The organism is Vibrio sp. ABH4_348 (assembly GCF_056159765.1).
Genome location: NZ_JBSWVW010000002.1, coordinates 495,518 through 510,510, shown reverse-complemented (window position 1 = coordinate 510,510; position 14,993 = coordinate 495,518). Strand labels below are relative to the sequence as shown.

General features: G+C 45.2%; 14 protein-coding genes. 7 read left to right on the top strand and 7 right to left on the bottom strand.

What is annotated here, in order from left to right:
* Positions 1 to 142: 142 nt before the first annotated feature.
* The 4 genes from ACXAFJ_RS16055 to ectA all read right to left on the bottom strand — a co-directional run bounded on the left by ACXAFJ_RS16055 (position 143) and on the right by ectA (position 3,957).
* Complete coding sequence (locus tag ACXAFJ_RS16055; RefSeq protein ID WP_475324812.1) at positions 143 to 1,561, bottom strand: aspartate kinase; 1,419 nt, start codon at positions 1,559 to 1,561, stop codon at positions 143 to 145.
* Positions 1,562 to 1,649: 88 nt separating this feature from the next.
* On the bottom strand, positions 1,650 to 2,036 hold the full coding sequence (locus ACXAFJ_RS16050; RefSeq protein WP_475324811.1) for an ectoine synthase: 387 nt from the start codon (positions 2,034 to 2,036) through the stop codon (positions 1,650 to 1,652).
* 9 nt (positions 2,037 to 2,045) lie between these two features.
* Entirely contained in the window at positions 2,046 to 3,311 is a 1,266-nt protein-coding gene (gene ectB / locus ACXAFJ_RS16045) for a diaminobutyrate--2-oxoglutarate transaminase (protein ID WP_475324809.1), read from the bottom strand.
* Between the two features lie 112 nt (positions 3,312 to 3,423).
* Positions 3,424 to 3,957 carry a diaminobutyrate acetyltransferase gene (ectA, locus tag ACXAFJ_RS16040; RefSeq protein WP_475324808.1) on the bottom strand — a complete coding sequence of 178 codons (534 nt, stop codon included), beginning with the start codon at positions 3,955 to 3,957 and terminating at the stop codon, positions 3,424 to 3,426.
* 423 nt (positions 3,958 to 4,380) lie between these two features.
* On the opposite strand from ectA, the gene proV reads away from it, so the two are divergent.
* The 5 genes from proV (at position 4,381) to ACXAFJ_RS16015 (ending at position 9,224) form a co-directional block, all read left to right on the top strand.
* The gene (gene proV / locus ACXAFJ_RS16035; protein WP_475324806.1) at positions 4,381 to 5,568 is read left to right on the top strand and encodes a glycine betaine/L-proline ABC transporter ATP-binding protein ProV; all 1,188 of its coding nucleotides are present in this window, start codon (positions 4,381 to 4,383) and stop codon (positions 5,566 to 5,568) included.
* A gap of 2 nt (positions 5,569 to 5,570) precedes the next feature.
* Positions 5,571 to 6,656: a glycine betaine/L-proline ABC transporter permease ProW gene (proW, locus tag ACXAFJ_RS16030; protein WP_475324805.1), complete on the top strand. Its 1,086-nt coding sequence runs from the start codon at positions 5,571 to 5,573 to the stop codon at positions 6,654 to 6,656.
* On the top strand, positions 6,653 to 7,666 hold the full coding sequence (gene proX / locus ACXAFJ_RS16025) for a glycine betaine/L-proline ABC transporter substrate-binding protein ProX (RefSeq protein ID WP_475324803.1): 1,014 nt from the start codon (positions 6,653 to 6,655) through the stop codon (positions 7,664 to 7,666). The genes proW and proX overlap by 4 nt, the downstream gene beginning before the upstream one ends.
* Positions 7,667 to 7,745: 79 nt before the next feature.
* Entirely contained in the window at positions 7,746 to 8,210 is a 465-nt protein-coding gene (locus ACXAFJ_RS16020; RefSeq protein WP_475324802.1) for a MarR family winged helix-turn-helix transcriptional regulator, read from the top strand.
* Positions 8,211 to 8,303: 93 nt separating this feature from the next.
* Positions 8,304 to 9,224 carry a Gfo/Idh/MocA family protein gene (locus tag ACXAFJ_RS16015; protein WP_475324801.1) on the top strand — a complete coding sequence of 307 codons (921 nt, stop codon included), beginning with the start codon at positions 8,304 to 8,306 and terminating at the stop codon, positions 9,222 to 9,224.
* On the opposite strand, the gene ACXAFJ_RS16010 is transcribed toward ACXAFJ_RS16015, so the two are convergent.
* Positions 9,221 to 10,177, bottom strand: coding sequence for a helix-turn-helix domain-containing protein (locus ACXAFJ_RS16010; protein ID WP_475325770.1), 957 nt, complete (start codon positions 10,175 to 10,177; stop codon positions 9,221 to 9,223). The genes ACXAFJ_RS16015 and ACXAFJ_RS16010 overlap by 4 nt on opposite strands.
* Positions 10,178 to 10,346: 169 nt before the next feature.
* On the opposite strand from ACXAFJ_RS16010, the gene ACXAFJ_RS16005 reads away from it, so the two are divergent.
* Complete coding sequence (locus ACXAFJ_RS16005; RefSeq protein WP_475324800.1) at positions 10,347 to 10,754, top strand: rhodanese-like domain-containing protein; 408 nt, start codon at positions 10,347 to 10,349, stop codon at positions 10,752 to 10,754.
* A gap of 209 nt (positions 10,755 to 10,963) precedes the next feature.
* Positions 10,964 to 11,686, top strand: coding sequence for a sulfite exporter TauE/SafE family protein (locus tag ACXAFJ_RS16000; protein WP_475324798.1), 723 nt, complete (start codon positions 10,964 to 10,966; stop codon positions 11,684 to 11,686).
* A gap of 3 nt (positions 11,687 to 11,689) precedes the next feature.
* On the opposite strand, the gene glgX is transcribed toward ACXAFJ_RS16000, so the two are convergent.
* Together glgX and ACXAFJ_RS15990 are read right to left on the bottom strand one after the other, a co-directional pair.
* Positions 11,690 to 13,672: a glycogen debranching protein GlgX gene (gene glgX, locus ACXAFJ_RS15995; protein ID WP_475324797.1), complete on the bottom strand. Its 1,983-nt coding sequence runs from the start codon at positions 13,670 to 13,672 to the stop codon at positions 11,690 to 11,692.
* A gap of 227 nt (positions 13,673 to 13,899) precedes the next feature.
* Positions 13,900 to 14,982, bottom strand: coding sequence for an ABC transporter ATP-binding protein (locus ACXAFJ_RS15990; RefSeq protein WP_475324796.1), 1,083 nt, complete (start codon positions 14,980 to 14,982; stop codon positions 13,900 to 13,902).
* Between the last annotated feature and the right edge of the window lie 11 nt (positions 14,983 to 14,993).

The window sequence follows — 14,993 nt, the reverse complement described above, 5'->3', positions numbered from 1 at the left end:
GATTGAATGGGCCGATTAACCCATAAAACGCAGTTTTGTGAGTGACTTTGTGTTGTGAATGAGCAGAAATGAAATGCGAAACCGCCGCTTAGATTTACATTGTAAATCTAAGCGGCGGTTTTATTTTACGGATAAAGTCTAGTTAAGCCGCAACAACTGCCTTTTCTCGTTTAGTATCAAAAAAGGCTTGGTGGAGGGCAAAGATGGCGGCTTCGTATTCTTCGTCTCTGACTACAAATTGTACATTCACATCACGCATTGAGGCGTGAACTGCGATCGGTGACACTTGATGATTGGTCAGCGCCGCAACGCCTTGACCGAGAGTGGTGTTGCTATTGATATTGGAACCAATCGCCGAAATCAACGCCACCATCTTTCCGGTGATGTGTGCATTGGGATAACGCTTTTCAGTACGATAGAGAACTTGATTCAATACTTCACTGGCGCCACTTATATAGTAAGTAATAGCGTTTGCGTTCATTTCCTTACCGATCAAACTCACGCTGGCGTCCGCGACAATATCCATCACTTCACGGCTGACGGTATCGATATGACCTAGCATGTTTTGGTCAAAGATATGCAGCGCAAATACTCGGCTTCTTCCCGCGATAATTTCGATTTTACAATCTGACGGGTGATAGTCGTTCGAGATATAGGTGCCGGAATGCTCAGGCTCAAACGTGTTTTTGATTTGCAGGGGAATTTGTTTCTCACGCAATCCTGATGCCGCGTTGGGGTGAATGGCTTCCATTCCCAAATTGGCCAATTGGTCTGCCACATCGAAATTGGTTTTGCCAATTGGAACCACTTTTTCTGGGCCAACAATTCTCGGGTCAGCACTACTCAAATGGTATTCTTTGTGAATAATTGCTTTGCTCGCCTCGGTGAGACAGGCTAGGCGACTAAACGTCATTTCGCTGTAACCGCGGTCGTAGGTTTTCATTAATCCTTCTTTGCAATAGGCGTAACCGGTCACTATGGGCAGTTCAATCTCCGGATTAATGTCTTTGAAGGCTGCCAAAATCACCTCATCCAACGAGGATTCTTGATGATCATCCCAACCCGACAGGTCAACAAACTTAGAATTGATGCCAAGAGTTTTTAGCTTTAAAGCAGTGTTGTAAGCACTGTGTGCTTCTCCTATCGAAGATAAAAACTCTCGAATTTGCGGTAAGTAAAAGCGCAAGCTGAACTGCCCGTACTCACAAGTTTGCAGCAGATTTTCAATACACAATTTAGCTTCACTGATTCGCGAACGTAAAAATTTGTCTGCGCGCATGCGGTTGACCGGATCGGCGAACAAGTTTTCGTTGATCAACAACATGCGTTGTTCAAGTTCAGCCAGTTGTTCACGCCATTGGATATCGTGGCGAGCAATTTGTTGGTAAATACCCGGCTTACCTGTGCGTTTGCATTCTAGTAGGGCGTCGGTAATACCAGCGTACGCTGAGACCACAAACACTCGGTTGTACGGGTTTTTTGGTTGCAAGATGATGTTATCAATCACGGCATCAAATGCCGACATAGAAGTACCGCCGATTTTTTCTACGGTAAAAGACATGAATACTCCTTCGAGTTTGTTGTGGGAAAGGGGCTTATGCCCCTCACATATTTTGCAAAATCCTAAGCGCAGTTATCGCGAGTCAGATTTAGTCGACGAGCGGGTAAACACCGTTTTCATCGTGGACTTCGGCGCTAGTGATAGGCGGGTTAAATACACAAGCCATAACCATTTCCGAGCCTTTGTTCGCTCTGAGATAATGCTCGTCGTGTTTATCCAAAATGTATAAGGTGCCTGGTTCAATTGAATACGTTTCACCACCAATAATCTCGATTTCACCTTCACCGAACATGCAATAAACCGACTCTAAGTGGTTTTGGTAGTGAATGTGGGTTTCGGTACCTTCATAGATGGTTGTGATATGGAACGAAAAACCCATATTGTCGTCTTTCAACAACATACGAACACTTTCCCAGTTTTCCGAGACCACACGGCGTTCGCTTTGCTGACACTCTTTCAATGTTCTTACAATCATGATCTATTCCTACGATGCTTTTTTCAGTAATTGACAAGAAGCTCTTTCTGCGGCTTTTTCGAAGATGGCCAAACCTTGTTCTAACTCGGATTCACTGATGGTGAGTGGCGCAAAAAACTTCACAACTTCATCGTTGGGACCGGCGGTTTCAATAACCATACCCATGTCAAAACAGTGCTCGGTGACAATATTGGCAACGTCACCACTTTGGCATTCGATACCTTGCATCATGCCGCGTCCCTTAGCTTGAACAAAAAGCTGTGGGAATCTACGCAACGCTTTTTGTATTGCTTTGCTTACCTGACTGGCACGTTGTTGAATATGTTGCTCAAATTGGTCGTCTTTCCAATAGACTTCTAGCGCTTTTGCGGCTGTTATGAACGCGTGATTATTACCTCGGAACGTACCGTTATGCTCACCCGGCTTCCATTGGTCTAATTCTGGTTTTAGCAGTACTAACGCCATCGGGAGCCCATAACCACCAATAGATTTTGAAAGTGTCACAATATCGGGTTTGATACCTGCTGGCTCAAAACTAAAGAAAGTTCCCGTGCGTCCGCAACCGGCCTGAATATCATCCACTATGGTCAAAATGCCGTGTTTCTTACAAATTGAATCTAGTTTGATTAGCCATTCAGTTGATGCCGCGTTAAGACCACCTTCTCCCTGAACGGTTTCAAGTAGAATCGCTGCCGGTTTATCTAAACCACTAGAGTTGTCATTTAGCATGGTTTCAAACAGCTCTAGACCATCAATGTTGGCGTAACCTTCAAATGGAATTCGAGATGTACCAGATAGAGGTATACCAGAGCCACCGCGATGGTGTTGGTTACCAGTTGCTGATAATGCACCAGACGTACAGCCATGGAAGCCATTCGTGAAGGTTACTATGTTGGTTCTTCCAGTGACTTTACGCGCCAGTTTCATTGCTGCTTCTACAGCATTGGTCCCCGTAGGTCCAGTGAACTGGAATTTGTAGTCAAGGCCACGTGGTTGAAGAATGAAGTGCTCCATGGCTTCAATAAACTCAGCTTTTGCACTGGAATGCATGTCTAAGCCGTGAGTTATGCCGTCGGAATCAATGTAGTCCAGCAAAGATTGCTTCAGGATGGCGTTGTTGTGCCCGTAATTAAGTGATCCGGCACCTGCGAGAAAATCCAAGTAGCGTTGGTCATCTTCCGTGTGCAGCCAGCAACCTTTGGCTGAATTGAATACCACTGGAAAGCTATTTGAATATGAGCGTACATTTGATTCTTTTTTGTTAAAGATATCCATGTTTAGTCCGTCTTAATTTTTCGGTTGTTGATGCTCGTAGTGAGTCGGCGCAAAGCTGCATCAGACTTTGCGAGACTAGTTTGAAATCTTTTTACAATAGAGGCAGACAGCCCTAGTTCAGCGGGATCCGGTATAGGTATTCTGAATCGTGTTCACCGTCAAAATGACGGCTTTTGTCGAGAAATACTCTGGTACTTCCCAATCCCTGCTGGTTTTTATCCAGCTTTTCAAATAATGCCCAAGAACCTTTATTGCCACGCGTAATGGTGGTTTCGATGGCGTTTATATGTTGAAGCTGTTTACGATTTAGCAGTTTTTTCAGCATGTTAAAAGCCAAACCTTGCCCTCGAGCTTTGTCGGATACCGCCACTTGCCAGACGAACAAAGTCTTAGGATCTGAGGGTTTCAAGTAGGCTGATATGAAACCCACAGCGTCATCGTTTTTTGTTGCGATTATGCAGGTATCACTGAAATGCCCAGTCTGGAGGAAATTGCAGTAGCTAGAGTTTGTATCTAACGGTGGGCAGTTAGCAATCAAACGGTTAACTCTCCTACCATCATTAATAGTTGGAGTACGAAGTATTATTTCATTTTGATGACGATTTGATTGACGATTCTTTTCGTAAAAAGTAATGGATGTATCCATAATTCTAATAATTAGTGTACTAAACGAATTTGTTTTTTAGCTTACAATGATTTTAAGCAAATTCAAGTTGGTTTGGAGTTGTTTTAGGTTTTTATGTGCACAAGTGTTTGATTATAAATATAAAAATTTTCAATTAATTTTTTTTGATGTTTTCGGTTTTTGGTTTTGATGTCTAATTAAATTATTGGAGATACGAACATTAAACTAAGTAAGGTTCGATCTCTTTCTCATTTTGATGGTTGATTACACATCTATCCGTGCTTTAAAAAATACCAGTATCATAAGGTCCTTTAACTTGTTGAAATTAAACAATAAAAATTACATTAACTTTATTTAATTCCAAAAAACCTCCTATTTTAATTAGAGTTCTATTAATTATTGCTGTAACCTTTATGGGGTTCACTAACAATTTTGAGGAATAGAATGTCGACCATTTTGGAAGTGAAAAACCTCTATAAAGTATTCGGAGATAAGCCAAATGAAGCTTTCTCTTTGATCGAGAAAGGGTTAGATAAAGACCAAATTTTTGAAAAAACTGGGCTAACCGTTGGGGTAAAAGACGTATCACTGAGTATCAAAGAGGGTGAGATTTTTGTGATCATGGGCCTTTCTGGTTCAGGTAAGTCAACTCTCGTCAGACTACTCAACCGTTTAATTGAGCCGACGCGAGGCAATGTGATCCTAAAAGATCGCGATATAGCGCAAATAAGTGAAGAGCAGTTGCGCGAGGTGAGACGAAATGACATCTCAATGGTGTTCCAGAATTTTGCGTTAATGCCGCACATGACGGTGATTGAGAATGCGGCTTTTGGACTCGAGTTAGCGGGTGTCGATGTTGAAACCCGCCACAAGGCAGCAATGAATGCGCTAGCACGTGTTGGGCTTGACAGTTACTCAGACTCGTTCCCCGATGAGTTGTCTGGTGGTATGAAACAGCGAGTCGGTCTTGCTCGAGCATTGGCCTGCGACCCACAAATCTTGCTAATGGACGAAGCGTTCTCGGCATTAGACCCGTTAATTCGAACCGAAATGCAGGATGAGTTGATTCGACTCCAAAACGACGATAAACGCACCATTGTCTTTATTTCACACGACTTGGACGAAGCCATGCGTATTGGCGATCGAATTGCCATTATGCAGGACGGGGTAGTGGTGCAAGTTGGTACACCTGATGAAATTTTGAATAACCCAGCTAATGACTACGTACGTTCTTTCTTTAAAGGTGTAAATGTCGCAACGGTTTTCACTGCAAAAGATATCGCCCGTAAAAAGCCAGCCGCGCTGTTCAAAAAGTCCGACCACGACGGACCATCAAGTGCATTGCAGCTATTGATTGATTCCGATTCAGAACATGCGATTGTCATCGACAGAGGATCCAAGTTCTTAGGTGTGGTTTCGCTAGATTCTCTGAAAACTGCCAAAAAGCATAACAAAGAATTGGTCGATGCGTTTTTGCCAAGCATTGAACCCTTATCACCCGATGAACCTATTGGAGAATGCATCGGAAAAGTCGCGAGTGCGCCGTTTCCTGTTCCCGTTGTAGGCGAAGACCAAACCTACCATGGTGTAATCACCAAATCTCGCTTGTTACAAACTTTGGATGGAGAGTAATTATGTCATCTGAAAATACTACGACTAATCAAGATCCATGGGGTCAAACAACCGAGGCAGCGTCTGACCCTTGGGGTAGCCAACAAGCTGATACATCCGGAGCATGGCTTAATGCTGAAGTCGAAGACAAAGCAGCGTTTGATTGGTTGAACCCTTTTCAAGAACCCGTCGTGCCACTGGAAAGCTGGGTTGAGACCGGGTTGGATTGGTTAGTGACCTACGGCCGTCCCGTCTTTCAGGCAATCCGAGTGCCCGTTGATTTTATCCTGACTTCATTTGAAACGGCGTTGGTTTCGACACCAGCACCATTTATGCTGCTGATTCTATTTTTGCTGACTTGGCAATTTTCCGGACTCAAACTCGGAGTTGGATCTTTGGTTGCCATGCTGAGCATTGGCCTGATCGGCGTATGGGAAGAGGCCATGGTGACCTTGTCGCTTGTAATGACGTCTGTGTTCTTTTGTTTATTAATCGGCCTGCCAGTTGGTATTTGGTTAGCGCGCAGCGATACAGCCGCCAAATTTGTCAGGCCTTTGCTGGATGCCATGCAAACCACACCAGCATTCGTATATTTAGTCCCAATCGTAATGCTGTTTGGTATCGGTAATGTGCCTGGTGTTGTCGTGACTATCATTTTTGCCCTTCCACCAGTCATTCGCTTGACCATTTTGGGTATTCAGCAAGTACCAGAAGATTTGATTGAAGCAGGGCACTCTTTCGGAGCCAGCCCCAAACAGATGTTATATCGCATTCAGTTGCCGCTCGCATTGCCTACAATTATGGCGGGTGTTAACCAAACTTTGATGCTGTCTTTGTCTATGGTGGTGATTGCCTCAATGATTGCGGTTGGTGGCTTAGGACAAATGGTTTTGCGAGGAATCGGTCGTCTGGATATGGGACTCGCGGCAGTAGGCGGCTTGGGCATCGTCATCATGGCGATCTTGCTTGACCGAATCACCCAAACCATTGGTGAGCGTTCTGGCGATTCTAAAACTCGTTGGTATCAAACCGGGCCTATTTCTTTACTCGTACGCCCCAAACAAAACTCAAACAACACGGACCTAAACAAACTAGGAGAGAACAAATGAGTACATTATTCAATGTATCTTGGAAGCATGCATTGACCGCTGGCGCTGTTGCGCTGGCGTCAACTCAAGCTTTCGCTAACGACATGCCTGGTAAAGGTGTGACCGTCCAACCGGTACAGTCTACGGTTGCTGAAGAAACATTCCAAACTCTGATTGTGAATCGGGCACTTGAAGAGCTCGGTTACGATGTACAAGAAACCAAAGAAGTGGACTACAACGTTGGGTATGCATCTATTGCTAAAGGTGATGCGACATTCCTCGCAGTACACTGGTACCCGCTTCATGCTGACAAGTACACTCAGTCAGGTGGTGACAGCAATTTCTTCCGTGCTGGCGAATACATCAGTGGGGCTGCGCAAGGTTACTTGATTGATAAAAAAACCGCTGAAAAATACGGCATTACCAATATTGGTCAACTTAAAGATCCAAAATTGGCGAAGTTGTTTGATGCCGATGGCGACGGGCAAGCAGACCTTACTGGTTGCGATCCAGGCTGGGGCTGTGAGCTGGTTATCGAACACCAAATTGAAGCCTTTGGCCTAGATAAAACCGTTGATCATAACCAAGGTAACTACGCGGCTATCATTGCCGATACGATTTCTCGTTATAAAAAAGGCGAACCAATTCTGTACTACACCTGGACTCCGTATTGGGTAAGTGGTGTGTTGGTACCGGGTAAAGATGTGGTTTGGCTTGAAGTACCGTTCTCTGCGTTGCCTGGAGAGCGTGACGGAACGGATACAACGCTATCAAACGGTAGAAATTACGGCTTTGAAATGAACTCTATGCGTATTGTGGCCAATAAAGAGTTTACCGAGAACAATCCTGCGGCGGCTAAGTTGTTCGACATCATTAAACTCAATATCAATGACGTGAGTGCTCAGAATATGATGATGAGCCAAGGCAAAAACTCAATGAAAGATATTGAGTCACACGTCAATGGTTGGATTAAAGCTAACCAAGCCCAGTTCGATGCATGGATTGCAGAAGCAAAAGCGGCGGCTAAGTAAGTTATTAAAAGGCGTTACTAGGCCAATTGTGGCTTGGTAACGCCTCAATCTTACTTACTTGTCAGAGGAGGCATGACTTTTGGAACGACACGAAGAAGTATTGGTGGCGTTGAGACAAATCATTCGCGCGGTAGATTTACACTCCAAAAAGCTCAATCGCGAGTTAGGAATCACCGGGCCTCAATTGGTGTTGATGCAAGCCATTGAACGTCTGGGTGAAGTAACTATCAAAACCCTTTCAGTTGAGACCAATATGAGCCAAGCAACGGCGACTACTATCATTGATCGTTTGGAAAATCGTGAGATGGTTACCAGAGTGCGTAGTAAAAAAGACCGCAGAGTCGTGAACACTTACTTAACACCAGCTGGCAAAGCCGTATTACAAAAAGCACCTCAGCCGTTACAAGACACGTTTGTGAAAACTTTTGAACAGCTCGACGAGTGGGAACAAACTCAAATTCTTTCATCTGTGCAGCGTTTATCTAACATGATGAATGCTCGTGCCATTGATGCCGCTCCTCTTCTGCACGTCGAAAAGCTTTAACTACCCATTGCGCAAAGTTCAACATACTATTTCTCTATTTTGGCCAGATTCGATAATGTTTTATCCAACGCCAGAGAACATAGAGTGAAACGTATGAAAGTTGCTGTTATTGGTTTAGGCGATATTGCCCAAAAGGCCTATCTTCCAATTCTTACCTCAATGCCAGATATTGAGTTAGTATTATGCACTCGCGATGGCAACACGCTCAATCAGCTTTGTGCGCAATACCGAATTTCCCAATCGACGACGGACTACAAACAACTGCCCGATCTTGGTGTAGACGCCGTCATGATTCACGCAGCCACATCGGCTCACAGCACCATGGCTGAATTCTTTCTTGTCAAAGGTATCGCAACGTTTGTCGATAAACCGCTGGCTGATAACCTGAAAGACGTCGAGCATCTCTATAAGCTCTCTGAGCAATACCAAACTGTACTTTATACTGGTTTTAACCGCCGACACTTACCTATTTTTGAACACCTAGGGTTGACTCAAGACACATGGTCATCCGTGACAGGTATTCGTTGGGAAAAACATCGGCACAATTTACCCGGTGAACTCACTACCTTCGTGTTTGACGACTTCATTCATCCATTAGACAGTATCAATATGTGCGCCAAAGACGACCTCAACGATGTTGATGTGCGAGTGCAAAAACATCAATCAAAAATCGCGAGAGTCGACGTTCGTTGGCAAGTGGCTGGTGCTTTGTATGAAGCATCAATGAATCGACTAGCAGGGCAGACTAAAGAGCAGATTCAAATTCACCAACACAATAGGCTGATTGAGCTCCCAGACTTTTGGCGTGCTGAGGTGTTTGAAAATGGGATGAACAAAAGCGTGTCACTACCGGACTGGACGCCGACTTTGGCTTCAAAAGGTTTCACCACCATGATTAACCACTGGCTGGACTGTGTGAATAAGCAAAGTGTGCCGGATTCCCATATCAGCCGAACCTTAGCAACGCACAAACTGGCACAAGCTTTGGTCGATAAAATAGCGGCTCAGATTTAGCCGCTTAGTACCGCGCTCTGGCTTGCTTGAAACTGTTTTCGGTACTCGATTGGTGAAATCCCCAACTTGCGACGAAAATGATGCCGCAAGGTTTCTGATGATTCAAACCCAGCGCGCTGCGCAACGTTATCTATTGGTAGGCTAGTTTGCTCCAATTGAACCTTTGCACGCTCGACTCGTTGCTCGATAAGCCAGTGCTTGGCAGACACTCCAAAACTAGCTCTAAATTTCCTATCAAAAGTCCGCCGAGACATGCTGGCTCTAGATGCCAATTGATCCACTGTAAACGCATCAGACAGGTTCTCAAGTGCCCAGTCAATAGCAGAAGAAAAGTGATTGGGTACGGCAAGTATAGGGCTGTCGACAAACTGCGCTTGGCCGCCTTTGCGATGAGCGGGAATCACCAGTCGTTTTGCGACTTGATTGGCAACGTCATAGCCAAAATCATCCCTTATTACCTGTAACCCCAAGTCGAGCCCTGCAGCGCTTCCAGCCGATGTCCCGATAATACCGTCATAAACATAGAGCACATTGTCTTGGTATTGAATTGCAGGAAATTGTTGGCGAAAACTGTCTTCATATCGCCAATGAGTTGTGGCAGGTCTGCCATCTAAACAACCGGTTTGCGCCAGCAAAAATGCACCCGAACAAAAGGACAAGATGCGTTTACCTTGGTGATAAAACTTTTGAATTTCAGCTTTGGTATGCTCATCTACTTTGCTTTGATGTGGCCAACTGGTAATTACAAGTGTGTGGTAGGCATCTAAACTTTTGACCTGTTTGCAACCGAGCGTAACGCCACCACAGCATTGCCCTTGTTCTCCACCTAGTGTCACGACTTCGGTTTGATACCAGTTTTCGTATTCTGGACGAGGCAGTGCAAATAGTTCAGTGGCGCAGCCGAGTTCAAAAAGGGAAGATTCCGGGTGCAGCAATAACGCGACTTTGTACATAGCAGACTCGTGTTCAGTTGTAATCGATAAGAGAATCGATGACAGACTAGCAGACATTTTAATTGGCTTAAAGTTAACGGGTAATGTCTTTCAAGTCAGTTTCGTAACTTGTAAAAAATCAGCAAACTGTCCCTACACAGACGTTACGAGATAAACATAAGGAGTTGTTATGTCTAGTGCAGTAGCTCGAGTTCAAGCCGCCAGTTCTGAAGAGGCGTTGGCGCATTTCCAGTCTCTATTGAAATTCGAAACGGATTGCTGGGATGTCCATCATGCACTTTCTAATGAAAGACAGGACTTTGTGTTAATTGATGTCCGAGGCGAAAGCTTGTTCCAGAGTGGGCATATTGATGGGGCGATCAACATTCCTCACCCTAGGTTAAACCAGAAATCACTGAACCACATTCCGCAAGAGACGCTAATCGTTGTGTATTGCGCTGGTCCTCATTGCAATGGAACGGAAAAAGCTGCCATCCGTTTGGCCAAGTTAGGTCGCCCTGTAAAAAAGATGATTGGCGGGGTGACAGGCTGGATAGACGAAGGTTTTTCGTTAAAGGTTCTAGAGCATACCGAGTAGGCGGTTTAGCGTGCAGTTAAACAGTGAAAAGAGTATGATCGTGATTTAGGTAAACACACCCTAGTTACTCTTTTCTGATGACCTCAAGTTTGGTTTTTAGGCAACGCTATTAAGTGTTGCCTATGTCCGTTTCTTCTCATGCGGTGAGGTTATGAGTTTGGACCGTGAGTTAAAGTCGTCAAATGAATCTAACGTATTGAGGAGCTCTCTTGGAGTTATGGTTTAATCAAGCCGGAATCCTGGCTATTGTGCTGATTTTCATCGGTTCTTTTGTACAATCTGCGATCGGTTTTGGATTGGCAATTGTCGCCGCCCCCTTGTTATTTGCGGTTTCTCCCGATTACATTCCTGCGCCAATATGTCTGGTGGCGTTGTTTTTGTCTTTACTCAATGCCGTCAAACACAGAGCCAGTGTCGAGATTGGTGGCCTAAAAATGGCGCTTATTGGCAGAGTACCTGGCTCTATTGCTGGTGGCTTCTTGTTGGTGATGGCATCGGCTGAAGTGCTCTCATTGTGGATAGGTGCGTTGGTACTATTTGCTGTGGCGGTGAGCTTGTTGCCGTTTCGGCTAGAACCGACGCCTACCCGGATGGGTATTGCGGGCTTTTTCTCAGGGTTATTTGGCACTAGCTCTTCAATCGGTGGCCCTCCCATGGCTTTGTTGTTACAGCATCAAGAAGCCAACCACTTACGCGGAAATCTCTCTGCATTTTTTGTCTTTAGCTCTCTGATTTCGTTAATCATTCAAATCCCCGCCGGATTTTTCACCTTACATCACTTGTGGATCACCATCCCATTGCTACCCGCATCTTGGCTGGGTTACAAGGTGGCAATGGCAACCACGCATCGCTTACCCAAAAAACACATTCGCTATGGCGCTTTAACGTTATGTGCGTTAAGCGGTCTGTCGGCCATTTGGCAGGTGCTGTAAAAATTAGCTTCGCCGACCCAACTCGCTCGGATTTGGGTCGTAGAACAAAATAGCCATGCTGCGGGGTGCAATGAGTAACTCATCTTCTAAGACGGGAATCATAGTGTCTGAATGTTGAGTGTCGCACAGAATGCACCACGATTGACGTCTATCGAGTGGTAAAATAAATCGAGCCGGAGCGACTGACTGGTTGATGCAATACAAAAGCTCCAGTCCGTCGCTGGATTCTCCGAGTTGAAGCATGATGGCTTTGTGTTTGGCCCAATCTTCGTGCTGCAGTGGCTCGTTATCAACGCGCAACCACTCTATGCGGTTGGCGTTGCGGGAGGGGCCACTAAAGGCCTTTATCATCCTCGTCATGTATTGGTTTCGTAGAGAAACAACATCGGCGAGCCATTGCTGAAAATCGATATTGTTGGCATCCAAATGCCAGTTGAGCCAACTGATCTCATTATCTTGGCAATAGGCATTGTTGTTGCCATTTTGACTGTGAGAGAGAACATCTGCCATCAGAATATGGGGAATCCCAAAGGAAAATAGCAAGCTGGCCATAAAGTTACGTTTTTGCCGATAGCGAGTTTCGATTATTGCCTCATCGTCACTCGGCCCTTCTACGCCATAGTTATTGGATCGATTGTCACCGTGGCCATCGCGATTGTTCTCTCCATTCGCATCGTTGTGCTTTTGAGAGTAAGACACCAAATCGTGCATGGTGAAGCCATCGTGATAAGTAATGTAGTTAACGGTTAGCTTTTGTGGCCAATGCGCCGCGCTGTAGTAGTCTCGAGAACCCATGAGGCGAGTCGCAAACTCGGTCAGCAAACCTTCGTCTCCACGCCAAAAACTGCGCATGGTATCTCTAAGTTTGTCGTTACACTCGTTCCAACCAACGGGGAATTGGCCTACTTGATAGCCATTGGGTCCAATGTCCCAAGGTTCAGCGATTAATTTGATACCTTTGAGCACAGGATCTTGCGCCACCGCCTTAAACAAAGGTGCTCCCGGATTGAATTGTGTATCTTCTCTGCCTAGCGTTGCCGCTAAATCGAATCGAAAGCCGTCAACATGGTATTCGCTTACCCAATGTCTGAGTGTATCCATCACCAGATTGAGAGTGGGCTGGTGGCGAAGATCCAGCGTGTTACCGCATCCGGTGTAGTTACAATGGGTATGTCCGTGAACGAGGTAATAATGACTATCCAAAGCTTTGAGGTTAAATATCTGGCCTTTTTCACCTGATTCAGCAGTGTGGTTGTACACCACGTCTAAAATCACTTCAATGCCATGTTGGTGCAGTACTTTTATGGCCGTTTTTAACTCGTATACCGCATTCGATTCAGCGTAACGAGGGTCAGGTGCCATAAAGCAATACGGGTTGTAACCCCAATAGTTGGTTTTATCTTGCTCAAGCAAATGCGGCTCTGGCATACAAGCGGCAATAGGCAATAATTGCAGGGCGGTGATATTTTGATGTCGATAAAAATCTAACATCGCTGGACTGATTAACCCTAAATATCGCCCTCGATGACACGGGTCAATATCGGGGTGCAATTGGGTCACGCCTTTTACATGAGTTTCAAACAGAACTGTGTGTTCTTTTTGGCGAAACAACGGGCGGTCACCTTGCCAGTCAAACTGGTCAGAAGTGACCAAACACTTAGGTAGAGAATGGCTTTTTTCAGCGCTGAATGGTGGAAGGTAATAAAGCGCGGATTCAAGCGCTTTGGCATAAGGGTCGCTGACGTACCAAGTTTTATCTTCAATTTCGACCAAATAGCCATAGCGCTGGCCTTCGCCAATACCAAATACATAGGTGGAGTGTACACCCTCATTATCTTTTTCCAGTGGTACCGTTACTACATCTCCCGCGTTGTCATACAAGGCGAGTAACAGTGATTTAGCACTCGGAGCATGTATCGCAAAATTACAGCCATTAACGTCTAAATGCGCGCCAAGTGCCACGGGTGGATTGGAGTCTATTATCATATTTATTAGTAGCTTGCAGCGCCAAATTAAAAACTAATATCCTGACTTAAGTAAATGCAGCGGAAGCGGATAATTCAAGTCAGCTTGATAACTATTACTGAGCCATGTGATCTCAGAAAGACAACAAATGATGTGGAAAGTGATGGATTAGAAGTGAAATAACCATTGCTAAATCAAAACCATCGAAAAATGCCACCTATACAAGGTGGCACTGGATTATCGGCCTGCTATTGCAGCGTGACCACTTGCTCTGGGTTTAATGACAATTTGATTTGACTGCCATAATTGTAGCGTTCGGCACCGCGATGGTGAGGATCGTCGACCATTAAAGTTTGACCACCGACATCTACGCTGTAGCGGATCAAATGGCCCAAAAACTCACTCTGAACAACCGTTCCATCAAGTACAATATCCGATCTTGGTGTATGACTTGTTGCAGTGAGAATCGAGAGACTTTGAGGTCTAAAGATTAGGCTAATGTCATTTTGAGGCTTGCTGTTAAATGGGAAATGGATACCGCTTGGCGATTTGAACAAGGTGTGTGTGCCTGATTTTTCTATCGATCCATTTAACACATTTGCCGTGCCTAAGAAGTCCGCTACAAAACGATTCGCCGGATTGTCGTAGAGGTCAATCGGTTTCCCGACTTGTTGAATAATGCCTTGGTCTAGCACTGCGATACGATCCGAAATCGTATTCGCTTCTTCTTGATCGTGTGTGACAAAAATGGTTGTTAACCCAAGTTGACGCTGGAGTTCCAGTAAGTCTCGGCGCATCTGCTCACGCAGATTGGCGTCAAGATTAGATAAAGGCTCATCGAGTAACAGAATTCTTGGTTCTACCACCACGGTGCGCGCGATGGCAACACGTTGCTGCTGCCCCCCGGACAACTGAGACGGTCTTCTGTCTGCAAGATGGAGTAAACCTACCAGATTAAGCGCTTCATCTACCCGCTTTTTTATCTCATTTTTGGCCACTTTCCGCTCTACCAATCCGTAAGCGACGTTTTGCCATACGGTCATGTGTGGCCATAACGCATAGCTTTGAAACACCATGCCGACATTGCGTTTCCATGGTGGTTGGTCAACGATGTTTTCATCATCAATCAGTATTTGGCCTTTAGGCACGGGGCCAAAGCCGGCAATCGCTCGCAGCAATGTGGATTTACCTGAACCCGAGGGGCCCAAAAAAGCGAAGAACTCCCCGGGTTGAATGTCCAAATTCACACCTTTTAAGACTTCGGTTTCACCGAATGAAAGAGACAGATTGTCGATTTTGATTCCGACTTGCTTTGACTGGGATAAACTCATAATCATTTCCT